Source organism: Frankia alni ACN14a (genome assembly GCF_000058485.1).
GTDB lineage: Bacteria > Actinomycetota > Actinomycetes > Frankiales > Frankiaceae > Frankia > Frankia alni.
Genome location: NC_008278.1, coordinates 555,273 through 580,083 on the forward strand (window position 1 = coordinate 555,273; position 24,811 = coordinate 580,083).

Here is a 24,811-nt window from a genome sequence, read left to right on the forward strand (position 1 = left end):
AGGCCGAGTCTGGAGCAGGCCGAGTCTGGAGCAGGCCGAACCAGGCGGGACTGTCACCGGGCCCGCAGCGGGTCGGGGCGGTGATCACACCGTCCCGACCCGCCGCGGGCCCTGCCTGCCGACTACCGCGCCCGCGACGTGCCCCAGGCGGGGTCAGCTCCGCTTGCGGTCGGAGCCGTCGAGGGTGATCCGGTCGCCGGTGACGATCCCGGCCCGCCGCAGCGCGTCGGCGATGGCGCCGTCCGGCGCACCGCCGCGTCCGCCCCGCCCGCCACCGCCGCCCCGGTTGGCACCCGCGCCGCCGCCGCCCCGGTTGGCACCCGCGCCGCCGCCGGACCCCACGCCGCCGGGACCCCCTGCCCCGCCGCGACCACCGCCGCGCGTACCGGGAGCCCGACCGGCCGATCCGTCGCGGCCGCCGCCCCGGCCCCGGCCACCGGCGCCGTCGCGACGCTCACCGCCGGCCTCGCCGCGCCGCGCGCCCTCCCGACCCGTGCCGGCGCCGCCGCCGGGAGCCCGTCGCTCGCCGCCGCCGCTGCTGCTGCTGCCGGCGTTGCCACCGCTGCTGCCGGTACCGCCGCCGTCGCCGCCGCGGCGCCCCGAACCGCGCCCCGCGCCGCCCGCCGGCGCCCCGACCTCGTCGTCCAGGCGCAGCGTCAGCGAGATCCGCTTGCGCGGGATGTCGACGTCGAGAACCTTCACCGTGACGATGTCGCCGGGCTTGGCGACCTCCCGCGGGTCGCTGACGAAGTTCTTCGACATCGCCGAGACGTGCACCAGGCCGTCCTGGTGCACCCCGACGTCGACGAAGGCGCCGAAGGCGGCCACGTTGGTGACGGTGCCCTCCAGCGTCATCCCGGGCACCAGGTCCGCGAGGGTCTCGATCCCCTCGGTGAACGCCGCCGTGCGGAACGCCGGCCGCGGGTCGCGCCCCGGCTTCTCCAGCTCGGCGAGGATGTCGGTGACCGTCGGCAGCCCGACGGTGTCGTCGACGAACTCGGTCGGCTTCAGCGACCGCAGCACCGCGCCGTTACCGATGAGCGTGCTCAGCTCGCCGCCGGTGGCCGCGAGGATCCGCCGGACCACCGGATAGGACTCGGGGTGGACGCTGGAGCCGTCCAACGGGTCGTCCCCGCCGCGGATGCGCAGGAAGCCGGCGCACTGCTCGAACGCCTTCGGGCCGAGCCGGGGCACGTCCCGCAGCGCCTCGCGGGTGCGGAACGGCCCGTTGGCGTCGCGGTGGCGGACCAGGTTCTCGGCGAGGCCCGCCCCGATTCCGGACACCCGGGTCAGCAGCGGCGCCGACGCGGTGTTGACGTCCACGCCGACGGCGTTCACGCAGTCCTCCACGACGGCGTCGAGGGACGACGACAGCCGCGCCTCGGCCAGGTCGTGCTGGTACTGGCCCACCCCGATCGACTTCGGATCGATCTTGACGAGCTCGGCGAGCGGGTCCTGCAGACGGCGGGCGATCGAGACCGCGCCCCGCAACGAGACGTCCATCCCGGGCAGCTCGGCCGCGGCGTAGGCGGACGCCGAGTACACCGACGCGCCCGCCTCGGAGACGGTCACCTTCGTCAGGGACAGCTCCGGATGCCGGCGGATGAGGTCGTCGGCCAGCTTGTCGGTCTCCCGCGAGGCCGTCCCGTTGCCGATCGAGATCAGGTCGACGTGGTGCTCGGCGGCGAGGCGGGCCAGGGTGGCGATCGACTCGTCCCAGCGCCGGGCCGGAACGTGCGGATGGATGGTGTCCGTGGCGACCACCTTGCCGGTCGCGTCGACCACGGCGACCTTCACGCCCGTGCGGTACCCCGGGTCCAGGCCCATCGTCGCCCGGCTGCCGGCCGGCGCCGCGAGCAGCAGGTCGCGCAGGTTGGCCGCGAACACCCGCACGGCGGTGTCCTCCGCCGCCGTCCACAGCCGCATCCGCAGGTCCACGCCGAGGTGCACGAGGATGCGGGTGCGCCAGGCCCAGCGGACGGTGTCGAGGAGCCAGCGGTCGGCCGCCCGGCCGGCGTCGGAGATCCCGAAGGTCTCGGCGATCCGCACCTCGTAGCTCGTCGGCCCGGGCGCGGGCGGGGTGCCCGGCTCGGTCGGGGTGTCCGGCTCCAGGGTCAGATCGAGGATCTCCTCCTTCTCGCCCCGGAACGCGGCCAGGATGCGGTGGGAGGGCAGCGAGGTGAACGGCTCGGAGAAGTCGAAGTAGTCGGCGAACTTCGCGCCGGCCTCCTCCTTGCCCTCCCGCACCCGGGAGACGAGCACGCCGCGGGACCACATCTGCTCCCGCAGCGCGCCGATGAGGTCGGCGTCCTCGCCGAACCGCTCGACGAGGATCGCCCGCGCGCCCTCCAGCGCCGCACCGGCGTCCGCCACCCCCTTGTCCGGATCGACGTAGCCGCTCGCCGTGCCGTGCGGGTCGCGGGTGGGATCGCCCAGCAGGGCGTCCGCCAGCGGCTCCAGGCCCGCCTCCCGGGCGATCTGCGCCTTCGTCCGCCGTTTCGGCTTGTAGGGCAGGTAGATGTCCTCCAGGCGGGCCTTGGAGTCGGCTGCCAGGATCTGCGCCTCGAGGGCGTCGTCGAGCTTGCCCTGGGCGCGGATGGACTCCAGCACCGCGGTGCGCCGCTCCTCCAGCTCCCGCAGGTAGCGCAGGCGCTCCTCCAGGGTGCGTAGCTGGGTGTCGTCGAGGGTGCCCGTCGCCTCCTTGCGGTAGCGGGCGATGAAGGGCACGGTGGCGCCCCCGTCGAGCAGGTCGACCGCCGCCGTCACCTGCCCCTGGCGCACGCCGAGCTCCTCGGCGATCCGCTGATGGATGGACCGCTGTGGGACAGATGTCGTCGTCACAATGCCTGATCCGCCTTCTCGTCCTCGTCGCTGCTGTGCGCGTCAGCGCGGTGCCGGGCCGTCCGGCCGATCCGCGCTGACTGCGAGACTACGGGCGATCACCCGCCGCTTTCCGCCCGGGCGGCCATCCGGGCTGAGGCGCCGGCCGCCGCCCGTGGGCCGCGGTGCGGCGATCGGCCGGGCCGCCGTCCGCCGAGGGCAGCCTTGGAGGCGGTGGCCGGTCCGGTGTGATCCGGTGTGATCCGCCCCGTTCGATTCCGTTGCAGGGCATATCCCATTGGTGCGACATGACCTATGATGTGCGCGTGCGCATGGGGGGTGGGGACGCGGGTGCGGGACGCTGTTATTTCTCGCATTCGAGACGTGGTCCGGCTGGATACGGCTCGTCCATGCCGGGGTCGTCCGCTGCCGGATTGCAACGCAGGGCGGCGGAGTGACTCGGGAGAGTACTCTCGGTCCAGTCCGCGGTCCGGCCCTGAGCCCGACCAACGTCGGCGGCATTCGCCACGAGGCTTTCCTGTTCCGGGGTGACGTCGGTTTCCTCAGCGCGACCAGGGATTTCATCCTCGCCGGCCTCGCGGCCGACGAGGACGTTCTCGTCGCGGTGACGCCCGCGCGGATGGCGCTTCTTCGGGCCGCGCTCGACCGGGCCGCCAGGCGAGTCACATTTCTCGATCTGACGGAGGTCGGCCGGAATCCGGCGCGCATCATCCCCGCCTGGCAGGAATTCCTCGACCTCGGGATCGAACGGGGCCGGACGGTTCGCGGGATCGGCGAGCCGCTGTGGTCCGGGCGCCCCGTTCCCGAGCAGCGGGAGTGCATGCTTCACGAGGCCCTGCTCAACGAGGCGTTCACGGCCCCGCCGGCCTGGCGGCTGCGCTGCCCCTACGAGGTGACCGCGCTCGACGCGGTGACCGCCGACGAGGTGTGGCAGACCCATCCGGTGGTGGTGGACGGCGGGCTCGGCCGCGTCAGCGCGCGCTACCGCCCGCCGGCCCCCGCCGTCTCCGCGGTCCCCGCCGTCTCCGCGGTCCCCGCTGCCTCCGCGGTCCCCGCTGCCTCCGCGGTCCCCGCTGTCTCCGCGGTCCCCGCTGTCTCCGCCGCGGCGGTGGCCGACGCCGCCGCGGCCACCCGGCCGGATCCACTCGCCGAGCCGCTGCCGGACCTCGGCCGGCCGCGGGCCGAGGTGGCGTTCGGACCGGACGACCTCGGTCTGGTTCGCGCGGCGGCCACCCGCGCCGCCCTCGCCGACGGGCTCGGCGAGGACCGGGCCGGCGACCTCGAACTCGCCGTGCACGAGGTCGCGACGAACAGCGTCCGCCACGGCGGTGGGCGGGGCATCGTGCGTTTCTGGACCGCCGACGGCTGCCTGGTCTGCGAGGTCACCGACTCCGGTCGGCTCGCCGACCGGCTTGCCGGGCGACGGCGTCCGGACCTCGACCTCAGCGGCGGGCGGGGGCTGTGGCTCGTCAACCAGCTCTGCGATCTCGTGCAGCTCCGGTCGGGGAGCGTCGGCACGACCGTGCGGATGTTCATGTACGTCTGACCGGTCGCGGCGCCGATGCGCACGTCCGGCGGGGGAGGAGACTGCGGTGACGTCGACGGAGCGGACCCGGGTCGGGCGCGGCGCCTGGCCCACGGACGGTCGGGGCGGCACCGTTGCCCCGGCGGGTGGCACAACCGCCGCCGGGCCGGGCCGGTGCTACGGCGTCGGCGCGGGCGAGGCCCCGCCCGCCGGCAGCACCGACGCGGACATCCTCGCCGTCCGGGCCGGCATCACCGCGATCAGCCGGGCGCTGAACTGGCACGGCGGCCCGGGCACCCCGGTGCCGACCGACGGTCGCTTCACCGCCGCCACCAAGGCGGCCGTCATCGCGTTCCAGGACAAGCTGCAGCCCGTGATCAACCGCGACATGTACCTGCCGGCGGTCGAGCACAGCCCGGCGGGATTCGTCAACAAGGAGACGTCCTACGCGTTGTTCATGCCGATTGCGGACCGTTACGCGTTGAAGTACACGGTCCCCCGCGGACTCCTGCGCGGTATCGCCACCATCGAGAGCAACTGGGATCCCGGCGCGGTCGGCTACTGGACGAACTCGGATTTCGGGCTCTGCCAGTGGAACACCACGCTGCCCGACATCACCACGGCGCGGGCGCTGGATCCCTTCTGGGCGCTCGACTCCACGGCCAAGGCGATGCGGGAACGCTTTGATTCCGACCGCTGGGGCCACAACTGGCTGTACGTCATTGCCGCGCACAATGTCCCGACCTGGGCCGCGCAGTGGGCCCAGGGCGAACTGTCCGCCACCGATCCGGCCGACAAACCGAAACTCGACCGGATGAACGGCTACGTCAGCAACGTCCTGGCCCGCGTCTGGTGACGGCGGTGGCCGCCCCGGTGCCGAGGGACGCGGGGGGACGCGGCGGGGTCAGTCCGCAGGCGCCGTGACCTTCTCCAGGACCGCGGTGTTCAGCCGGCGGATGCCGATCGGGGCGAAGGTGCGCTCGAAGAAGCCGCCGACCCCGCCGGCGCCGTCCCACGTGGTGGTCGCCGTGACCGTGCTCTGCTGTTCGCCGGCGCCGGGGGCCACCTGCCACCGGGTCTGCAGGGAGGAGTTCTGGTCCGCCTCGACGAGCGTGGTCGCATCCGGCGCGGACACCGTCGCGTCGACCTGGCGGACCCGCTTGCGGGTGGCCTGCAGCCGGTAGGCGATCCGGCTGCCCGCCCCGGTGCCGCCGGCCAGCACCCGGTACTCCGAGACGTTCTCCGGCCAGGACCGCGCGCGGGCGCCCTGGTAGTCGGCGAGCTTCGCGACGACCTGCTCGGGCGTGCCGGGTACGGCCCGCTGGACCACCACCTTGATCTGTCCCACCGCTGTTCCTCCCTCGCTGCCGGGCGTCCGCACGGGTCAGATTCGCACGCCGGCCGCGGACGCCGCACCGGGGCCGCCCGAGCACCGGTCGAGGATGGCCGGATCGATTACTCAGAGTTACATTGCGGGGACGCTGGCGGCGGCCCTGGAACCGGCCGCCGCCACCGGGGCGCCGGACGAGGGGGTAGGCCGATTTCTCGCGCATGGGCAGGTTATCCGCGTGCCTTCGGGGACCTCCTCGTCTTCTGCGCGGGCGCGGACAGCCGCGCGGTGGCTCCGCAGGACCGCCCCCGTTTCGTCACCGCCGGTGCACTGATGTTGCTGACCGCCGGGCTCGCCACCTACGCGGGAGCCACGGTCGCCGCGATGGGTCTGCACCGCTCGACTCTCGGCGCGGTCCCGTTCGGCCTGTTCTATGCGACGGTGATCTTCTTCATCGACCGGTCGGTGCTGCTGTCCACCCGCCCGTACCGCTACGGGCCCGGCGGGACCGTTCGAGTGGGCCGCGCCGGTCCTTCCACCGCCATGCGGATCTTCATCGCCGTCTGCGCCGCGCTGCTCGTCGGGGAGACGCTGCTACTGAGGATCTTCGCGCCGTCGATCGCGCCGCGGGTCACCCAGATCCGCCAGGAGGACCTCGGCCGGGTGCTGCGCGGCTGGGATGCCAACCAGCTCGGCGAGCAGCGGGTCCTGCGCGACGACCTCGCCGCCCGCCAGCGTGCGCTGGACAGCGCCCACGCCCTCGTCACCGGCAAGACCGCCGAGGTGAACTGCCAGCTCACCGGGGGCGACGGCTGCCTGAGCGGCGAGGGAGCGGTGTACCGGATCAAACTGGGCGAGCTCGGCGCCGCGACCGCGGCGGTGACCACCGCGACCGGCCAGCGCGACGCCGCCCAGGCCCGCCTGGACGTCTTCGACCAGTCCCGCGACGCCCGCCGCGCGCACTTCCGCGACCAGCAGACCGCCACCGTCGACGCCGCCGACGACCTGCTGATCCGGGAGAAGGCGTTCTGGCGGCTGACGGCCGCCGACCACTCCGTGCTGCTCTGGCGGACGGTGCTGACCCTGCTGCTGCTCGGCATCGACCTCGGCCCGCTGATGTTCAAACGGACGCTGGAGCAGACGGAGCTGCGGCGCCGGGAGCGGCTCGTCCAGTGGCAGGGGGAGACCACCGACGAGGTCGACGCCCAGCAGATCGGCCAGACTGCGCGTCGCCGCGGTGAGCTCGCCGAGGCCCTCGCCGAGGGCGCCGCCGCCCGTTACGGCCAGTATGTGCGGCGCCGGGACGAGATCGGCACCTCCCTGCGCGTCGCGGCCGACCTCGCCGACGCCGACGTCGGCCGCGAGCAGATCCGCATCGATCGGGACAGCCGGATCCGCGACCTGCGCGTCCGGTACCGCGTGCCGGACCCGGCGCCGGCGCCGGACCCCGCCGACCGCGCCCACCGCGCCACGCCGTCCTGAACCGTCCGCCGTCCTGAAGCGTCCATGGGGCCGAAGCGTCCATGGGGCTGAACCGTGCGCCGGGCTGGAAGACCTGGACGTCGCAACGCCCGGGCACGTGGGGTCAGTCCCACACGTGCCCGGGCGTCCGGTGGCCGGATCTCCCGGCGAGGGTCGTCAGTCGAGCGTGTCCGTGTCCTGGCGCCGGTGGCGCAGCACGACCAGCAGCAGCGCGAGCAGCGCCGCGGCGGCCGCGGCGGCGGTACCGGTGGCCCGGGGGTTCGCGGCGGCCTTCTGCCGGCCGGCGCTGACCGCCCCGCCCGCGGTGTCGCGCACCTGGCTCACCTTCGCCGCGACCTGTGGGTGGGAGTCGAGCTGGCGGTGGACCGTCTGGCTGGCGGAGCCGGCGGCGCTGCCGGCGGTGTCCCTGGCGCGCTGCGCGGTCGCCGCGACCTGCGGGTGCGCGTCGAGCTGACGGCGCACCGTGGCCTTGGCCTGGTCCGCGGTGTGGCGGGCCTTCTCGGTGGCGGTACCCGTCGTCGCGGCCACCTTCGGCCGCACCGACTCGGTCGCCGAGCTCACCCGGCGCCGGAGGTCCTGCGCCGTGCGCCCGGCCACCTTCTGCGGGCTGACGCGGTCGGAAAGCTCGTCGAGATCGTCGCCGAGCCGGGCCCGGGTCGCCTCGATGTCGGACCGGATCTCGTCCGGACTCGTGCTGGTCACTGCCCACCTGGCCTTTCAGTCGGTATCTGCGGTGTTGCGGTCCGAGCCGTGTACGGGGAGCGGCGCGAGACGCGGCGGCCTACCTGCGTCGGCTCTGCGCCCACTGGACGTCCTCGCGCAGCGTCTCCACGGTCTGCGTCGGGGCGGGGTGGACCTTGCGCACGGTGGAGCGGCCCTTCAGCGCCAGGACGGCGGCGACGGCGCCGAGCACGACGGTGATGATGAGAGCCGCCCAGCCCAGTGCCATCACCTCCCCAAGCCCGAACATGACGGCCAGCAGGGCGAACAGCAGCGCGAAGTACCCGGCGCCGCCGGCGCCGGCGAACATGCCGGCCCCCTTGCCGGCCTTCTTCGCCTCCTCGCGGACCTCCGCCTTCGCGAGGGCGACCTCCTGGCGGAACAGGGTGGAGATGTCCGTGACGACCTCGGAGACGAGCTGCCCGGTCGATCCGCGGCCCGCCGAATGCCCCTCTCCGTCGTGACGGGCGCTCGAAGGCGGGGCGGTCGAGGTCGCGGCGGTCGGTGCGCGCAGCACCTGGGTCGACTCGTCCGGCGCGTCCACGTCGACACCGCCCCGGTACGCGGTAACATCGTTCGGGTACGGATCGGCGGCGACGTCCGGCTGCTGACGGTATGTGCTCGTCATGGGGTCTCCTCGCGGGTTCTGCTGGCGGGGCGTCCGCGTGGCGGCACCCGTGGAACATCGTGTGGTCTGCGGAATTCCCCACCTTGGGCCGCTTAACCACGCCTCTCACGGCGTCGGAAACGAATTCCCGTCCTGATCCGTTCGGCCGCGCCCGCTGGGCGGTCGGTGGCGGTCTCCCCGTCCCGATCGGTCTCGGCTTCGGTCTCGGCTTCGTCGTCGGCCTCCGGCCGGTCCCAGGGGCGGCGGACGCCGACGGGGGAGGCTTCCGGATAGGTCTCGGGCGCGGTGGCGCCGGTCGCCTCGCGGGCCGCCTCGGCGTTGAGCAGCGCGCCGATGAGCACGACCGTGACGGCGTAGTACAGCCACAGCATGAGGATCACGACGCCGCCGAGCGCGCCGTAGGTCTTGTTGTAGTGGCCGAAGGCGCGCACGTAGAACGAGAACGCCACCGAGGCGACGATCAGCGCCACGGTCGCGACCACGGCCCCGACCGACGCCCACCGCCAGTTCGCCGGGGTGTGGGCCGGCCCGAAGCGGTAGAGCGTGGCGACCGCGGCCATCACGATCATCGCCAGCACGAGCCACTGCACCACCGTGAGCACCACCCGGACCGTCCCGTCGGCCACGTGGTGGGACAGCAGGGAGCCGCCGGCGGTGATGCCGCCGACGATCAGCACCGCGACGACCACGCCCCCGAGGCTCATCGCGACCGCGAGGCCCCGCAGCCGGACCGGCCCGCGCGTCTCCTCCTGCTCGAAGGCCACGGTCACGGCCTTGATCAGGTTCTGCGTGCCGGAGGAGACCGCCCAGAGCACCCCCGCGAGGCTCAGCAGCAGGCCGAGGCCGAGCCCGGAGTGGTTCGTCGAGACGATGCCGTTCAGCCAGTCCCGCAGCACCGCGCTCGTCGACGGGGACAGGGAGTCGGACAGGTCGGCGATCTGGTTGCTCACCGTCTGCGGGCTGGCGACCAGCCCGTAGACGGTGAGGACCGCGATGGCGGCTGGGAAGATCGACAGGATCGCCCAGAACGCCACGCCGCTGGCGATCAGCGGGATCGACAGGATGGCGAGCTGTGACTTCACCCGCTTCGCCACGGCGAGCCAGCCTCGCGCCGGGACGGATGTCGGGCCGTGTTCGGGCGGGTCGACCTCCCGCACCGGCCGGCTGGTGCGGTGCCCGCGGTCGTCGTGGCGGTGCCCGAGAAGGACGGACGGATTCATGGCGATCTCCACTGCCGTCGTGACATGGCGGCAGATGTACCCGTCCGGCCCTGCTCAACCCCCCTTCCGGGCCCTGTCCGCGGCGCCCGCCGCGGCGGGGGGCCTCCGTCGGTGCGTCAGTCGGTGCGTTCCTGAGGGGAGGAGTGCTCCCAGTCGGCCAGGATGGTGCGGATGCCCGTGACCAGCAGCAGCGGCCGGTCGAGCATCACGTGATGACCGGCGAGCGGAATCTCGATCACCGGCGCCACCCGGCCGAGCAGGTTGTACATCTGCACCCCGATGTCCGGCGTCAGCAGGCCGTACTCGGCCCGGAACAGCGCGACCCGACAGTGCACCTTGCGCAGCACCTCCGGGGAGGGCGTGCGGTTGCCGAACACCTTCGGGTCGAACTTCCACGTCCAGCCGCCCTGCACCGAGCCGATCGACCCGCGGGCAATGTGGTCGATGATGAACGGCAGCGAGCTCGGCTGGTCCGGAACCGTGCGGAACCGGGCGAGGGCGTCGGTCGCGGTCGGGTAGACCCGCAGCGGCCCGAAGGCGGTCCGGTCGCGGGCGGCCCGCTCCTCCGGGGTGAACTCCTGGACGGGGGAGTCGACGACGACGATGCCGGCGACCCGGTCCGGGTACTCGGCGGCCGTCGTGATCGTGACCCAGCCGCCCATGCTGTGACCGATGATGATCGGCGGCGAGGTGATCCCGGCATGGTCGATGACGGCGATGACCTCCGCCGCCCATGTGCTCAGCGTGTAGTCCTCGCGCCGGTCGCTGTCGCCGTGCCCGGACAGGTCCAGGGCGACGACCCGGTACTCGCTGGGGATGAGGGGGGCGATGTGGTCCCACCACCCCGCGTGGGCGGCGCCGCCGTGAACCAGGACGATCGCCGGCCGCCCGGCCGTACCCCAGCAGCGGTAGCTGATGGTGGCGCCGGCGACCTCGGTCTCGTGCCGCTGCGGTCGGCTGTCAAGGGCGGCCTCGAACCAGGCCGGTGCTTCGTCTTCCATCCCAGGTCTCTGCCGTTCGGGTCGTGGGGCGGGTGGTTCCGGTCGCCGGCCGGGCGGCCTGCGACGTGTCCCACCCTGATACAACACCGCTTGCCCGGAGTTCCGGGCCTTCCGGGGCAGGTTGTCGGATTGACGATGTGTCACCTGGCCCGCTGCGACGGGGCCGTGACGCGCGTGTGACCTCCCGGGGCGCGGTGTGGACCGGTGGTGATCGGCCGGCGGCTGGTCAGGCGTGGCCGAGCGCCGGTCAGGCGTGGCCGAGCGCCGGTCAGGCGTGGCCGAGGCCGGTGATGTGGCCGGCCAGCACGGGGGTGCGCACACCGTCGGGCCAGCGCAGCGTCACGCCCGCGCCGGGTAGCAGGATGCCGCACCGGGCCGAGGCTGCGGGTCCGGTCGGGGGCACCGGCCGGTCCGCACGGTCGGCTGTGATCATTCCGTAGCCGGGGAAGCAGGTCAGCCAGTCACCCATGGTCACCCCCGCTGGGCGTGGCACCGCCGCCACGTCCACCTCGGCGGCGCAGCCGCTGGCCTCGGCGAGCATCCCGAGGGTGCCGGCGATGCCGGCCATGCTGACATCCTTGGCCGCGCTGGGCCGGTGGCGGCCGGGCATCCGCACCATCGCCTGGAGTTCGGCGGTGCGCCGGCTGGCGGCCGAATCCCACTGCCGACCGGTGTATCCAGGGCGCCAGCCGCCGCCGAGGTCGACCGTGAGGGAGACGGCGTGGCCTGGCAGCCCGCCGCCGGCCGGCACCGGGTGCGCCGCGCGCCCGAGTGCCGTGACGGCCAGCGCCGCCCGGACGCCGAACTGGCTGTGCCCGCCGAGGATCTGCACGCCGTAGGCGTCCGCCGCCGCGCGCAGTCCCCCCAGCACCCGGGCGACGTGGGACGCGGTCGTCCCCGCCACCGCGTCGAGCAGGCCGATCGGGGTGGCACCCATGGCGGCGAGATCGTTGATGCTCACCAGCGCGCCGCACCAGCCGGCCCAGTGCGGGTCCCGCTCCACCATCGTCGGCATGATCGCGTCGCAGGCCGCGACGATGTCGCTGCCCGGCAGCGGGGCGCCGTCGTCGCCGACGAAGCCGGGCCCGCCCGGACGCAGCCCGGCGAGCACCGCTCCCAGCGGGGCCTTGCAGGACGCGACCAGCGCCGCGATCCGGTCGATGGGCCATCGCATCAGCACCCCCGGCCCGCGGGCGAGCGCCGCTGGGCCCGCCGTGGACCAGCCCAGCCGGCCGAAGAAGCGCTCCAGCTCCGGGCGCACCACCGCCTCGAGTCGGAGCACCCCGCAGTCCTCCGCCCGGGCGGCCGCGGCGCGCACGAGCGCGGCGGCGACGCCGGGGAACTCGTGGCGTGCCCGGGCGGACACGGCGAGCCGGTCGCAGTACCAGGCGCCCAGGTCCGGCCCCGGCCACAGCGGTCCGAGCCGGATCCCACCGAGGACGGCGCCGTCGCCCCCCGCACCGACGGCCCGCGCGATCAGGACGACCGTCCGTGGATCGCCTTCCCGTGATTCGTCTGTCCACGGATCATCAGCTGGCGGTTCGTCGGCCCGCGAATCGTCGGTCCACGGACCGTCGGCCCGCGAATCGTCGGTTCGGGCATCGTCGCCGCCGGAGCCCTCGTAGCCGGTGTGGATGGCCGGGCTCGCGAGCTCGCGGTGGGCCGCAAGCGTCGCGGCGTCGCCGGCCTGCTCGATGCGGTACGGGGGCAGCCGCTCCAGGGTCCGTCGGTCGCCCCAGATCGCGAGGGTGTCGACCGGCTCGGCCGTCACGGGCGGCGCGGCACCCGCGGACAACAGTGCGTCGAGGACCGGCCGGGCCACCCGTGCGCGCCGGGGTGGGGCGGCCGGCGCGCCGTCGACGGTCACGTCGGGTTGTTCGTCGGCATCGAGTGCTTCCAGTCGGTCGGGGCGTGGCCTGGCCGGTGGGGGCGTGGCCTGGTCGGTCCGCGCGTGGCCCGGTTGGTCAGGGCGTGGCCTGGTTGGTCAGCGCGTGGCCCGATTGGTCGGGGCGTGGCCGGTTGGTCAGAACATGAAGGTGGAATTGATGATCGCGCCACGCCGGGTGTACTCGATGACGCAGTCCTGGATGTCCAGCGGATGCGCGGGTATCACCCCGTCGATGACGTCCTCCTCGCGCAGGCCGTGCAGCGACAGTCCGAACCGGCAGACGTAGACCTTCCCGCCCTCCTTGATGAACGTCTCGATCTGGTGATTGATGTTGTGCTCGCCCGGAAACGCGGAATCGCCGGTGTGCGGAAATCCTCGGGTCGCCATCGTGTTCATCGCGCCGGGCCCGTAGAAATAGAGGACGGACTCGAAGCCCTTGCGTAGGGCGCGGGTGGCCTGCAATATCGCGACGAAGCTGACCGACGACTCGTGTGCGATGCCGTGGACGAGGGTCAGGTAGCACTCGCCGTCACGGGCCTGGTAGTCCGGGAAGATCTTGGTCGATCCGTACAGGTTGCTACCCGGGGGGAGTGCCGGATGGGGAACCTCGTTGAGGCTCTGCCGGTCGTTCTCCGTCAGCTCCATGAACGCTCCTCGATCGGGCCCGGGACGTGACTGCACGGATCGCCTGTCGCCGGTCTCACCGGGGCGCCGCCGGTCGTCGTCGACGACAAAGCGCGGACGGTACCGGCGGTCGGCACGTGCCGCGGAGATCCCCTTGTTGCACGCGTTGCAGTCAAGCACCTCGCCGATTCCCGTGTGCGACGAACACGACGATCCGCGACGAAGCCCGGGCTTTCTGGTCCCGGTATGGCCGCGGCGGACCAGACGGCATTGTCCGCAGCCCGATCGAGGTCTTTCTTTGCAACGATTGACCGGCCTGGGGTGATTTGCGCACTGTCGCCGGCACCCCCAGAACCAGCGGAGGCTTTGCCGAATCACGGATGGTTTGTGCCTTCGGGTCGACCAGGGCCGCCGGCCGGCGCCGTGCGCACCGGACCGGGAATCGCCCGGCGGCGCAACGGTGGACCGGGGATGCTGGGGGGGTGCGATATGCCGTGCTTGCCGACCTCCACGGCCGACCGGGGGCGCTGCGGCGGATCCTCGCCGCCGCGGCGGCGGCGGGCGCCGACGAGATCGTCTGCCTCGGCGACTACCTGGAGGCGAAGGTCCCACGTCGCCTGCACGATCCCTCGCGGTTCTGGCCGCTGGAGCGCGTCGTCGACCCCGACCCGGCGCTGTGGGCGCGTCTCGCCGGCATCCGCCGGGTGCTGGGGAACCAGGAGCTGCGCATCCGCGAGCTGCTGCGGCCCGAGCAGGTACCCGCCGACCTCGCCGTCCTGCTGGACGCGCCCGAGCGGGATCGCCTGCACGGTCTCGTGGGCCTGCACGGCCACCAGATCCGTTGGTCGACCGGTCGCGCCGAGCCCGTCGGCGGCCCGGGTGAGCCGGGTGAGCCGGGTGAGCCGGTCGGGACGGCGGCCGACGGCTCCGCGGACGGGCGGGCTCTGCTCGTGCCGGTCGCCGCCGACGTCCCCCGGGTGCCGGTAGTGGTGGTGGGGCACACCCACCAGGAGGCCATGTTCGAGATCGTCTGGTCCGACACCGCCCTTGGCGGCGATGCGGCGGACGGCCCGGCGGTGGGGCTGGTGCGGCCTGCGGGGATGCCGGGGCCTGCGGGGATGCCGGACCCTGCGGGGGTCGTGCGGACGCTGCCTCCCGTCGAGCCCGGCCGGCCGGTCGCGGTGCGCCTCGACGCGGGTCCGTCCGGTGGGGGTCCGTCCGGTGGGGGTCCGTTCGACACGGGTCGCACCGACACCGGTCGGTTCGGTGCTGCCACGCTGGTGGTCAACGTCGGGCCCGCCCGGGGCAAGCCGTCGCACTGGTTGTTGTACGACACGGACCGTGGCGAGATCAGCTTCCAGCGAGCGGTCCGATAGCTAACCGTCCATTGTCAAGCACGTAAGGGCGTCATGTGGCAAGGGTCGGATGTAAGGGACTTTGGTCCTGTCGCGTCCGACAGATGGGGGTCGTACACTTTTACCAGTCCCGGTGAAGTTCTGCACCTGCGTTCCCCCCGTACGCCAGGTGAGGTGGCTTCACCGGGACTTCTTGCGTCCAAGCGTGTGTGCGGAGCGTTCCAGGGTCTTCCCGCGTCGCGCCGTGCCGCCGCTCACCCCCGCGGGGTGAATCCGGGCCGCTGCGCCTGTGCGCCCGCGCCCGCGCCCACATCCGCGACCACCGCCGGCGCGATCTCCCGGTGGTTGGCCAGCATGCTGCTCACCCCGCCGATCAGCCTCTGCCGGCGGGTGTCCCCGACCGGTCGATCCCCGCCTCGGGGTGTGGCACCTCGCCGCGCGGGTCTGGCCGGAGGGCTGTCGGCGGGCCGGCCTCGCCGACGTGCGGCTGGTGACGAGAGGGTGACTGAGTGCCACAGCGGGTATCGGAGGCGCGACGATGCCCCGTGCGCCCGGCGGCGCCCGGACCGCCGATGGGGAGGGAGAGGGGGCACCCACGATCGATCGCCGTCCGTCCCGGATCACGTGTCCACGGTGATGCGGATGAAAGATCCGACGGTCAGCGTCGCTTTGCCGACAGGTTCGGCTACGTTCGGATAGATGTGAGATGTTTCGTAGATAACCAGTGTGGGCCGTAGCTGCGCCGTCGACCGGGGTCGATAGCCTGTTTTGGGCATGTACTGACAAAGCTGGGCGTTACATCCGGACGAGTTGGAGGGGGCGCGGTCACGTCGGCGGGAGGCCGGCGTAATCCGGGGCCGTGGGGTCGTGAGGGTCACGGCCGCCAGGGAAGTTCCGCATCGCGGCGATGCCGTCCTGCGGATGCCCGCGGACCCGACATTGCGGCTGGGCCGCGGTGCCGGGCGACCGGGGTCCGCGCATCGGCGCGCCACCGCGATACGGGGCATCCGGAGCAGTGCCCGCTCACACGGATAACTCGGAAGGCAGGGGTGAACAGGTGCATGTCCCCGCGGCGCGCATCGTCTTCTCACCGGAGGATCGCGCGGAGATCGCGTCGGCCACGATCGAGATCCTTTCCACCGGCGCGATGACCTTGGGCGCTCATACCAACGAATTCGAGTCGGCATTCGCCGCCGCTCACCGGGCCCCGTTCGCGGTGGCCGTGAGCAGCGGCACGGCCGCACTGGAGATCATTCTCCGAAGTCTGGACGTTCAGGGTGCGGACGTCGTCGTTCCCACCAACACCTTCGCCGCGACCGCGTTCGCGGTAATCCGGGCCGGGGCCACCCCGGTCTTTGCGGATGTGAGTCCGGACACCTTCGCGCTGACCGCCCGTGACGTCGCGGCGGCCGTGACCCCCAACACCCGGGCCGTGGTCCTGGTGCACATCGGCGGCCTGATTGCGTCGGACGTCGCCGAGCTGGCTGCGTTCTGCGCCGACCGGGGCCTCGCGCTCGTCGAGGACGCGGCGCACGCCCACGGCTGCCGCCACGGCGAGGGCTATGCCGGCTCCTTCGGGGTGGCGGGCGCGTTCTCGTTCTACCCGACCAAGCTGATCACCAGCGGCGAGGGCGGGATGATCGTCACCGCCGACCCCGCCATCCACGAGGCCGCCCTGGTCTACCGCGACCAGGGCAAGGCGGGCTTCCTCGGCAACACCCACATCAAGCAGGGCTACGCCTGGCGCCTCAGCGAGATGCACGCCGTCACCGGCAAGGTGCACCTGCGCCACCTCGACGAGTTCCTGACGACCCGGGCCGCCGTGGCCGCCCGCTACGACGCCGCGCTCGACGCCCTCGACGGCGCCACCCGCCTGCGGGTGCCCGCGGGCGACGTCTGCAACTACTACAAGTACATCGTGCTTCCTCGTCCCGGGGTCGACCGGGCGCGGCTGAAGAAGGAGCTCAAGGAGCGCTACGGGGTCTCGCTCAGCGGTGAGGTCTACGAGGCCCCGCTGCACCAGCAGCCCGTGTTCAGCGACTACGCGGGCCGCTCGCTGCCGGTCGCGGAGGACCTGTGCGCCCGGCACGTGTGCCTGCCGATCCATTCCGACATGACCGACGCGGAGGCCGACCATGTGGTCACCTCCTTCGCCGCCGCCCTGGCGAGCCTGGACCTGGACGGGTGAGCGTGAGCATGAAGATTGCCGTTACCGGAGGCTCGGGCTTCATCGGCAGCCACGTCGTGGACCGTCTCCTCGACGCCGGGCACGACGTCCTCTCCCTCGACGTCGACTCCCGCCCGAGCGACCCGCGGGCCACCAGCCGGCAGGTCGACGTGCTCGACCTGCCGGGGCTGACCGCGGCGCTGGCCGGGGTCGAGGCGGTGTTCCACGTCGCGGGGATGTCCAACGTGGACTTCGCCTACGCCGATCCGGCGCGCACGGTGCGGCTCAACGTCGAGGGCACCGGCAACGTCTGCGAGGCGGCCCGCCAGGCCGGCGTCGCTCGTGTGCTGTTCGCCAGCACCGTCTGGGTCTACGGCGCCGTCGGGGAACGGGCGGATCCGGCGCCCCTCACCGAGGACGCCGAGATCACTCTCGGTCGCGCCGGTCACGTCTACACCTCGACGAAGCTCGCCGCCGAGCTGCTGCTGCACAGCTACCAGCAGACCTACGGGCTGCCCTTCACGATCCTGCGCTACGGCATCCCCTATGGTCCCGGCATGCGCGACGAGCTGGTGCTGGCCCGGTTCGTCCGCAAGGCGCTCGACGGCGAGTCGCTGACCGTCGCCGGCGACGGGCAGCAGTTCCGCAACTACGTGTTCGTCCGCGACCTCGCCGACGCCCACGTGCTGGCGCTGCGGCCCGAGGCGGAGAACGCCACCATCGCCCTGGAGGGCGCCGAGGCGGTCAGCGTGCTGGAGATGGCGCAGGCGGTGTGCAGCCACTTCCCCGGCACGGCGATCGAGCACGTCCCGGCCCGGCCGGGCGACTTCCGGGGCCGGGAGGTGTCGGCCCAGCGGGCGCTGGATCTGCTGGGCTGGCAGCCGACCACCCCGTTCACGGACGGGGTACGGCAGTACATCGAGTGGTACCTGGCAAACCGACGGCCTCCGGCGCAGGCCGTCCAGCCCGTCGACGACCTAGACGTCTCCGCGGCGTCCTCGGAGTAACCATGGCGCAGATCGGCGGTATCACGGTGAGCGGACCATCCGAAAACGGCGATGCGGCGGCGATGGCCGCCCCTGCGACCCGACCCTCCGCGGAGGGTCGGCCGGCGGGGGTGGTGTCGGCGGTCGAGCGGCTCGGCGACGGCGGGGCGCCCGACCGCGGCGGACCGGTGATCGACGGCGTCGCGGTGGAGGAGGCCGCGACCGCGGCCCTGCTCGCCGGGGCCGCGTCGCGGCAGCCGGCGACCCGTCGTGGATCGGCGCTGCTGCTGTCCGGCTCGCTGGGCATGGGGCACGACGTCATGGCCGAGGCGTGCGGGGCGTCGCTGACCCGGCGAGGGTTCACCGCCCGGACCGCCGACAGCCTGCGCATGCTCGGCGGGCGCAACGGCTCCCGCGGGGAGAAGGTCTTCCGCGGGATGATCGCCGTGCCGGGCCTGTACGACGCCGTGCACTTCTCCCAGATGCGCACCGGCGGCCGGCTGGCCCTGGCGATCGAGCGGGCGTCGAGCCGCTACGTCGTCCCCGCGCTGCGTCAGGAGCTCACCGAGCAACCGACCGATCTGGTCATCTCCATCTTCGCCACCGGCGCCGCAGCGACCAGCCGGGTCAAGCCGGAGTTTCCCGGCCTGGTCACCGCGGTGTTCTCCACCGACTGCTGCGTGCACCGGCTGTGGGTGCACGACAACACCGACCTGTACCTGGTCACCTCGCAGACCGCCGCCCGCTACGTGCGGCGGTTCGCGCCGAACGCGCTCGTCTCGGTCGTGCCCACCCCGGTGCGCGAGCCGTTCTACGACCCGCCCACCCAGGAGGAGGCGCGCGCGGCACTCGGCATCCCGGCCGACGCTCCGTGCGTGCTGCTGATGTCCGGCTCCTGGGGACTCGGGCCGCTGGTCGAGGGCGCCGCGGCGATGGCGGCGGCGGGGATCTACGTGCTCGCGGTGGCCGGGCGGAACAAGCCGCTGGCGGCGCGGCTGACCGCCCTGGCCGAGCGGCAGCACAAGGTCATCCCGTTCGGCTTCACCGACCGCATCCCGGCGCTGATGGCCGCCAGCGACCTGGTCGTCACCTCCTCCGGGGACACCTGCAGCGAGGCGCGGGTGATCGGCCGGGACCTGCTGCTCATCGACGTCGTGCCGGGGCACGGCCGCGACAACCTGCAGAAGGAGCTCGAACGCGGGCACGCCGAGGTCACCAACACCGACCCGGTGTCGCTGACCCGCTCCGCGCTGGCCTGCCTCGACCGGGTCAAGCCCCCCTCGGACCGGGTGGCGATCGGGCCGCAGGCGTGGGAGCAGGCGTTCGGTTCGGCCCTGGCGCAGATCGGCTTCGGTGCCCACTGGTGATGCGCTGCCCACGCGTCGGCGCTGGAACGGATCGGCGGCGGGCGGGTACTCGTCCAGCCCGGGACGTTCCACGCGGCCCGCGGTGTTGACCCCGTCAGACGTTGTCGTCCCGGGTGTGGGCACGGGGCGGCGGGGGACGAGTGAGGCGGCCAGCGCATGGGCAGGGCAGGGGGATCCCGCCATGATCGGCGGAATCCGGGCGCGACCGACGGCACGCCCGTGACCAGGATGGCGCGCGTATGAGCAAGGCGTTGGCGCTCGGCCTGCCCACCGCGATGGTGTCGGCCGCGCTGTACGGGGTCGCGCCGCTGGTGCAGGCGCGGGCCGCCCGGCGCGAGGAGGAGAGTTCCGGCCTGGGGCTGGGCCTGCTGGCGCGGCTGGTGCTGCGCCCGCTCTGGCTGCTCGGGCTCGCCGTCGAGGCGACGTCGTTCCTGCTGGAGGTCTACGCCCTGTCGGTCGCGCCGGTGGCGATGGTCGCCCCGGTGATGGCGCTCGACATGATCATATTCACGTTGCTGGCCCAGCGGGTGCTCGGTGAACGGATCAGTCTGACCGGCTGGCTGGGCGTCGGCTCGATGGTCGCCGGGGTCGGCCTGCTCGCCTACGCCTTCGCCAGCCGCGCCGAGGTCGGCAGCGCGGCCAGCACGGACGTCCTGCTGGCCTTCCTCGTCCTCGGCCTGGTCTTCGCGCTGGTGTGCGCGTTCCTCGCGAATGTCGCCGCCGCCCGGAGCATGATTGCCGGGGCGGCGTTCGGATTCGGCGCGGCCGCCGGCGTCTGCTATGCGATCGCCACCCTCGCCACCCGGCAGATCGGCCTGGCGGTCAACGATCGCCGCGAGGGCCAGTCCGCGCTGGCCGACCTGCTCACCACCCCGACGCCGTACGTCCTCGTGCTGTTCTCCGTGCTGGCGCTCGGTCTACAGCAGCGTGGGCTGCAGGGCCGGGCGGCGGTGATCGCATTCCCCGTGACCAGCGGGGTGTCCGCCTTCCTGCCGGTCACCCTGGGGCTGACCCTGTTCGGTGAGCCGGCCCCGGACGGCGCCCAGCGGGTGGCGTTCGTCGTCGCGATGGTGATGGTGGCCGCCGGCATCGCCGCACTGGGGCGCGACCGGATGGCGGCCAACCGTTCCGTGGACGAGCTGGAGGGCGCCGCGGCACGCCCCGCCGACGGGCCGGGTTCGGGTCGGCCGGATCCAGATCGGCCGGGTTCGGGTCGGCCGGACGTGGATCGGCCGGACGCGGGTCGGCCGGATGTGGGTCGGCCGGATTCACGGCGGGCCGATTCTGACGGGCTGGATCCGGCCGAGCGGCTGGACCCGGAGCGGCTGGACTCCGAGCCGCTGGACTCGGGACGCATGGATCTGGAACGGGTGGATCTCGGGCGCTCCGAGCGGGTGGACTCCGACCTCGGGCGGCGTACCCGCCACGGCGACGACCCGTGGAACCCGCCGGGGCGGGGAGACGGTGGGCCCGGCGCCGCGCTGCGGGAGTTCGGCTGAGCCGCTGGGGTGTGCGGCCCGGGCGACTAACCGTCATCAAGGGCGCGGACCGGCACGGTCGTTAACCCTGACGGCAAGAGCCCGAACTTATAGTGACGCGGCATGTGCTTTCGGTGAGATAGTCGAGGTGGCCGGCCGCCCGGGTTCACCCCCCGATCGCCCGGGCGCCCGGCCGTCTCCCGCCCGCGGCCACCACTGCCCGCTCAGGGTAGCCGCGGGACGGGCCGAAGCATCGCGGGATGCAGCACCGTGGCGTCGCCCCGGCGGTACAGCTCCGCGGGCCGGCCTCCGTCTCGGCTCGTGAAGCGCCCGGTCGGGACGAGAAAGCCCGCGGTCCCGGTCACCTTGCGGTGGAAGTTGCGGGGGTCCAGCCGTGAGTTCCAGACCAGCTCGTAGATCCGGCGCAGCTCCGCCACCGTGAACTCGTCCTCGCAGAAGGCCGCCGCCGCCGCACTGTACTCGATCTTCGCCCGGGCGCGTTCCAGCCCGTCCGCGAGGATCGCCGCATGGTCGAAGGCCAGCCGGGACCCGCAGCCCTGGGTCGAGACCGGCTCCCAGCGGCTCGCGGCGGCGTCCGTGCCGGCGATCGGCGTACGCGACTGCGGCGCGAGCGCCAGGAACGCCACCGTGACAACCCGGCCGCGGGGATCGCGATCCGGCGCGCCGTAGGTCGCGAGCTGTTCGAGATGTGCCGGGGGGTGGCGCAGCCCGGTCTCCTCGGCGAGTTCCCGCACGGCCGCCGCGGCGAGGTCCTCGCCCGGCCGGACGAAGCCGCCGGGCAGGGCCCATCGGTCCCGGTAGGGCTCGATCCCGCGGCGCACCAGCAGCACCTGGAGCTGCTCCTCGCGGACGGTCAGCAGGACCAGATCGACGCTGAGCGCCACCGGCACGACCTCCGCCGGCAGCCCGCCCGCCCCGCCGCCGGCGTGGGTGTCTGCGTCGGCGTGGGTGTCGGCGTGGGCGTCGGTGTCGGGGCCGGGGTCGGGGTGGTCGTGGGCGGTCGTGGCGGCGGACGACTCCGGTGGGGACGGCATGCGGGGAACCCTACTCGTCATGTTGACGAGAACCGCGATCCCGGATTATCGTCAAATCGACGATAAAGAGAGGACCTTCCCATGGCGGACATCAGCCGGGCGCCGTTCCTGTGCCACCTGCGGGGCACCCCCACCGCGTACATCCGCCACCAGCGCGGCACAGCCGTCGCCCACGAGGGCGTCGGCCTGGTCTTCTGGTATCGGCCGCGCACGGCGGTGATCAGCGAGGTGCCGGTCGACGACCGGGAGCTCGCGGTGCTCTTCCACGCGCGGACCGCCGACTTCCAGGACGTCGCGGTGCAGGCCACCGTCACCTACCGGATCGCCGACCCGGTGCTGGCCGCCACCCGCCTCGACTTCGGCATCGACCCCGAGCTCGGGACCTGGCGGGAGAAGCCCCTCGACCAGCTCGCCGGGATGATCAATGAGTCGGCCCAGGAGTACGCCTCGGACCTGCTCGCCCGCACGTCGCTCACCACCGCGCTCGCCGAGGGGGTGCCGGTCATCCGCGAACGGGTGACCACCGGTCTGCGCGGCGACGCCCGCCTGGTCCAGACGGGGGTGAGCGTGGTCGGCGTCCGCGTGGTCGCCGTCCGCCCGGCGCCGGAGGTGGAGAAGGCGCTGCGCACGCCCACCCGTGAGCAGATCCAGACCGAGGCCGACCGGGCCACCTATGGCCGCCGCGCGCTCGCCGTCGAGCAGGAGCGGCGCATCGCCGAGAACGAACTGCAGAGCAAGATCGAGCTGGCCGTGCGCGCGGAGCGGCTCGTGACCCAGGAGGGAGCCAACGAGCAGCGCCGGATGACCGAGCAGGCAGCCGCGGCGCGCATCGCCGCCGCGGCGGAGGCGGAGCGGGCGCAGACGGCCGCCCGCTCGCAGGCCGAGCGGGTTCGGGTGGAGGCGGCAGCGCAGGCCGAGGCCCTCCGCCTGGTCGGACAGGCCGAGGCCGACGCCGAGGCGGCCCGGGTCGCCGCGGTCACCGGTCTGGACAGCTCGGCGGTGGTCGCGCTGGCGGTGCGCGACCTGGCCGACCATCTGCCCGCGATCGGGGCGCTCACCATCACCCCCGATGTGGTCACCGAGGCGGTCGCCCGGTTCGTCCGCGCCGGCACCCCGCGGTGAGCCTCGCCCCGCGCGCGGTGCTTGTGCACCGGCGTACCGAGTACGCCGAGCTGATGGACCGGCACGGCACCCGCGGCCAGGCCGCGTTCTTCCTGGCCACCCGCGGACGAGAGCTGGCCGAGGTGCAGGCCGCCCACGACGGCGCCGAGGCGGCCAGGCGGGTGGTCGCCGCGGCGATCCCGCCGCACTGGCGTCGCGGCGAGGTGGAGCGGACCGACCTCGACCGGTTCCTGTTCGCTCCGGATGACGTGGTCGTCTGCGTCGGGCAGGACGGGCTCGTCGCGAACGTCGCGAAGTACCTCGACGGGCAGCTCGTCCTGGGGATCAACGCCGAACCCGCCCGCACGCCGGGTGTCCTGGTCCGGCACACCCCGGGTGAGGCCGCCGCCCTGCTGCGCACCGTCGAGGGATCTCCCACGGACCCCGCTCGGGGGCTTGGCCGCCTGCTGCGCGAACTGACCATGGTCGAGGCCCGCTCCGACGACGGCCAGCGCCTCGTCGCGCTGAACGAGATCTACGTCGGCCACCCCGGTCACCAGACCGCCCGGTACCGGCTGCGGGTCCCCGGCGAGGGCGTCCCGGTGACCGAGCGGCAGGCGTCGTCCGGACTGCTGGTCGGCACCGGCACCGGGGCGACGGGCTGGTGCCGCTCGGTCTGGGCGCAGCGGCGCAGCGAGCTTCCGCTACCGGCGCCGACCGCCGGCGCCCTGGCCTGGTTCGTCCGCGAGGCGTGGCCGTCACCGGCCACGGGCACCGCCTGCACCGAGGGCCGCCTCACCGGGCCGGCGCGACTGGAGGTCCTGGTGGAGGCTGATCGGATGGTCGTGTTCGGCGACGGCATCGAGGCGGACACGATCGAGCTGTCCTGGGGGCAGCAGCTCACCGTCGGCGTGGCCGACCGCCGCCTGCGCCTCGCCTAGCAAGCACCCTGCCTGCCGCGCCTCTCGGGCTACGCGCCCTGCCGGCTACGCGCCCTGCCGGCTACGCGCCTTACCGGCTACGCGCCTTGCCTGCCGCGCTTTATTCGGGCTGCGTCCCTCGCCGGCTGCGTCCCTCGGTGGTCAGCCGCGGCGGCGAGCCCGCCGGCCTGGCCGGGAGGTCCAGGGCCGGCCAGGCCGGCGCACCGCGCCGGTCGCGGAGGGGCCGGGCGGCGGACGGCGCCGCCCGCCCGGCCTGGGCCTGCCCATCACACTCCGAAGCGTTCGAGAGCCTTGCTTACCCGAAGATTTGCCTGCGCAAAGGTGATCTTCCCGTCCACGTACGCCGACAGCGCCGCGCGCCGAACACGTTCGACGCGCTGATCTTTCATCGGGGTGTTGAGCAGGTTGGTCGTGGCGGTGGCCACGGCAATCACCTCCCAGTGGCAGGGGAACAGGATGGTGCTACGCGGGTGGATCTCGGAGTCGTGCCCGTGGCCGGGGATCCGTCGGGGACGTCGATGCCCGGCGGATCCAGAGGCGGACCGACCGTGATCGAAGGTGCGGGGGTGCCCGGCGCGCGGGCGGGAGCGCCGTTCTCAGCTAGGACGGCGACGGGATGGCGGCACCGCCGGCCACCGAGCCTGCCCGAGGCCCGCCTGCCGGCGGGCGACAACACGCGGTTATGCGGACCGAGGCCGTAGGCGCGGCCTGGTGGCCGCCGGGGTCGAGCGCCGCCGGCAGCACGGTCACCCGGACCGTGGCGTTGCGGCGCCGTACGCGGGTAGCCGCACCGTCAAAAATGATCACAACGACTGCCCTCCTCCGCGTTGGGCGGGCATTCGCAGCCCGCGTGGCCCGTCCAGTGGGCGAAGGTGGCCGAGCGCCGTCCCATGCCGCCACGGCGCCGGGAGCGTCCGGTCCGCCTGCCCACCCTGCGAGATGGACGCTGCGGACGTCGTGCCCCGGAAATGCCACGACCACAACGGGACGAACACTTGAACAACGAGGACCGACTGAACATCTACAAGAGTGCGCGACCGGGGGGCGTTGCGCAAGAGCCAACCGGCATGTCGAGCGGTCGCCACCGCACCGTCATGACAGG

Annotated in this window: 20 protein-coding genes; 10 read left to right on the plus strand and 10 right to left on the minus strand. The window is 73.4% G+C overall.

What is annotated here, in order from left to right; all coding sequences use genetic code 11:
* Positions 1 to 153: 153 nt before the first annotated feature.
* Positions 154 to 2,841 (minus strand): Tex family protein, encoded by a 2,688-nt coding sequence (locus FRAAL_RS02140; RefSeq protein WP_011601745.1) that lies wholly within the window; start codon positions 2,839 to 2,841, stop codon positions 154 to 156.
* A gap of 433 nt (positions 2,842 to 3,274) precedes the next feature.
* Here FRAAL_RS02140 and FRAAL_RS02145 point away from each other — a divergent pair, with 433 nt between their 5' ends.
* Positions 3,275 to 4,387, plus strand: coding sequence for an anti-sigma factor RsbA family regulatory protein (locus tag FRAAL_RS02145; protein ID WP_011601747.1), 1,113 nt, complete (start codon positions 3,275 to 3,277; stop codon positions 4,385 to 4,387).
* Positions 4,388 to 4,433: 46 nt separating this feature from the next.
* Positions 4,434 to 5,222 (plus strand): transglycosylase SLT domain-containing protein, encoded by a 789-nt coding sequence (locus FRAAL_RS02150; protein WP_011601748.1) that lies wholly within the window; start codon positions 4,434 to 4,436, stop codon positions 5,220 to 5,222.
* 48 nt (positions 5,223 to 5,270) lie between these two features.
* On the opposite strand, the gene FRAAL_RS02155 is transcribed toward FRAAL_RS02150, so the two are convergent.
* Positions 5,271 to 5,714, minus strand: coding sequence for an SRPBCC family protein (locus FRAAL_RS02155; RefSeq protein WP_041938704.1), 444 nt, complete (start codon positions 5,712 to 5,714; stop codon positions 5,271 to 5,273).
* A 270-nt stretch (positions 5,715 to 5,984) separates the two neighbouring features.
* Between FRAAL_RS02155 and FRAAL_RS02160 the strand changes: the two genes are divergently transcribed.
* Positions 5,985 to 7,178 (plus strand): DUF4407 domain-containing protein, encoded by a 1,194-nt coding sequence (locus FRAAL_RS02160; protein ID WP_011601751.1) that lies wholly within the window; start codon positions 5,985 to 5,987, stop codon positions 7,176 to 7,178.
* A 156-nt stretch (positions 7,179 to 7,334) separates the two neighbouring features.
* On the opposite strand, the gene FRAAL_RS02165 is transcribed toward FRAAL_RS02160, so the two are convergent.
* From FRAAL_RS02165 to FRAAL_RS02190, 6 genes are all read right to left on the minus strand, one after another.
* Positions 7,335 to 7,880 carry a DUF3618 domain-containing protein gene (locus FRAAL_RS02165; protein WP_011601752.1) on the minus strand — a complete coding sequence of 182 codons (546 nt, stop codon included), beginning with the start codon at positions 7,878 to 7,880 and terminating at the stop codon, positions 7,335 to 7,337.
* A gap of 79 nt (positions 7,881 to 7,959) precedes the next feature.
* Positions 7,960 to 8,526 (minus strand): phage holin family protein, encoded by a 567-nt coding sequence (locus FRAAL_RS02170; protein WP_011601753.1) that lies wholly within the window; start codon positions 8,524 to 8,526, stop codon positions 7,960 to 7,962.
* A gap of 92 nt (positions 8,527 to 8,618) precedes the next feature.
* On the minus strand, positions 8,619 to 9,746 hold the full coding sequence (locus FRAAL_RS02175) for a YihY/virulence factor BrkB family protein (protein ID WP_041940081.1): 1,128 nt from the start codon (positions 9,744 to 9,746) through the stop codon (positions 8,619 to 8,621).
* Between the two features lie 116 nt (positions 9,747 to 9,862).
* Positions 9,863 to 10,747, minus strand: a complete 885-nt coding sequence (locus FRAAL_RS02180; RefSeq protein ID WP_011601755.1) for an alpha/beta fold hydrolase — start codon at positions 10,745 to 10,747, stop codon at positions 9,863 to 9,865.
* 268 nt (positions 10,748 to 11,015) lie between these two features.
* Positions 11,016 to 12,614, minus strand: a complete 1,599-nt coding sequence (locus FRAAL_RS02185; RefSeq protein WP_011601756.1) for an MSMEG_0567/sll0787 family protein — start codon at positions 12,612 to 12,614, stop codon at positions 11,016 to 11,018.
* A gap of 156 nt (positions 12,615 to 12,770) precedes the next feature.
* Positions 12,771 to 13,280, minus strand: a complete 510-nt coding sequence (locus FRAAL_RS02190; RefSeq protein ID WP_041940082.1) for an MSMEG_0572/Sll0783 family nitrogen starvation response protein — start codon at positions 13,278 to 13,280, stop codon at positions 12,771 to 12,773.
* Between the two features lie 461 nt (positions 13,281 to 13,741).
* Between FRAAL_RS02190 and FRAAL_RS02195 the strand changes: the two genes are divergently transcribed.
* From FRAAL_RS02195 to FRAAL_RS35700, 5 genes are all read left to right on the plus strand, one after another.
* Complete coding sequence (locus FRAAL_RS02195; protein WP_011601758.1) at positions 13,742 to 14,635, plus strand: metallophosphoesterase; 894 nt, start codon at positions 13,742 to 13,744, stop codon at positions 14,633 to 14,635.
* Positions 14,636 to 15,671: 1,036 nt separating this feature from the next.
* Positions 15,672 to 16,802: a DegT/DnrJ/EryC1/StrS family aminotransferase gene (locus FRAAL_RS02200; RefSeq protein WP_011601760.1), complete on the plus strand. Its 1,131-nt coding sequence runs from the start codon at positions 15,672 to 15,674 to the stop codon at positions 16,800 to 16,802.
* 8 nt (positions 16,803 to 16,810) lie between these two features.
* On the plus strand, positions 16,811 to 17,788 hold the full coding sequence (locus FRAAL_RS02205; RefSeq protein WP_041940083.1) for an NAD-dependent epimerase/dehydratase family protein: 978 nt from the start codon (positions 16,811 to 16,813) through the stop codon (positions 17,786 to 17,788).
* A 2-nt stretch (positions 17,789 to 17,790) separates the two neighbouring features.
* Complete coding sequence (locus FRAAL_RS02210; RefSeq protein WP_041938705.1) at positions 17,791 to 19,134, plus strand: MGDG synthase family glycosyltransferase; 1,344 nt, start codon at positions 17,791 to 17,793, stop codon at positions 19,132 to 19,134.
* A 239-nt stretch (positions 19,135 to 19,373) separates the two neighbouring features.
* A complete protein-coding gene (locus FRAAL_RS35700) occupies positions 19,374 to 20,633 on the plus strand; it encodes a DMT family transporter (protein WP_011601763.1) in 1,260 nt (419 codons plus the stop codon).
* 203 nt (positions 20,634 to 20,836) lie between these two features.
* Here the strand turns inward: FRAAL_RS35700 and FRAAL_RS02220 are convergent, their stop codons facing one another.
* On the minus strand, positions 20,837 to 21,667 hold the full coding sequence (locus FRAAL_RS02220) for an NUDIX hydrolase (RefSeq protein WP_157734093.1): 831 nt from the start codon (positions 21,665 to 21,667) through the stop codon (positions 20,837 to 20,839).
* Positions 21,668 to 21,748: 81 nt separating this feature from the next.
* Here FRAAL_RS02220 and FRAAL_RS02225 point away from each other — a divergent pair, with 81 nt between their 5' ends.
* Both FRAAL_RS02225 and FRAAL_RS02230 read left to right on the plus strand, forming a co-directional pair.
* The gene (locus FRAAL_RS02225) at positions 21,749 to 22,789 is read left to right on the plus strand and encodes an SPFH domain-containing protein (RefSeq protein WP_011601765.1); all 1,041 of its coding nucleotides are present in this window, start codon (positions 21,749 to 21,751) and stop codon (positions 22,787 to 22,789) included.
* On the plus strand, positions 22,786 to 23,709 hold the full coding sequence (locus FRAAL_RS02230) for an NAD(+)/NADH kinase (RefSeq protein ID WP_011601766.1): 924 nt from the start codon (positions 22,786 to 22,788) through the stop codon (positions 23,707 to 23,709). The genes FRAAL_RS02225 and FRAAL_RS02230 overlap by 4 nt, the downstream gene beginning before the upstream one ends.
* Positions 23,710 to 23,975: 266 nt before the next feature.
* Here the strand turns inward: FRAAL_RS02230 and FRAAL_RS33660 are convergent, their stop codons facing one another.
* Positions 23,976 to 24,134 carry a hypothetical protein gene (locus FRAAL_RS33660; protein WP_173402671.1) on the minus strand — a complete coding sequence of 53 codons (159 nt, stop codon included), beginning with the start codon at positions 24,132 to 24,134 and terminating at the stop codon, positions 23,976 to 23,978.
* Positions 24,135 to 24,811 lie beyond the last annotated feature (677 nt).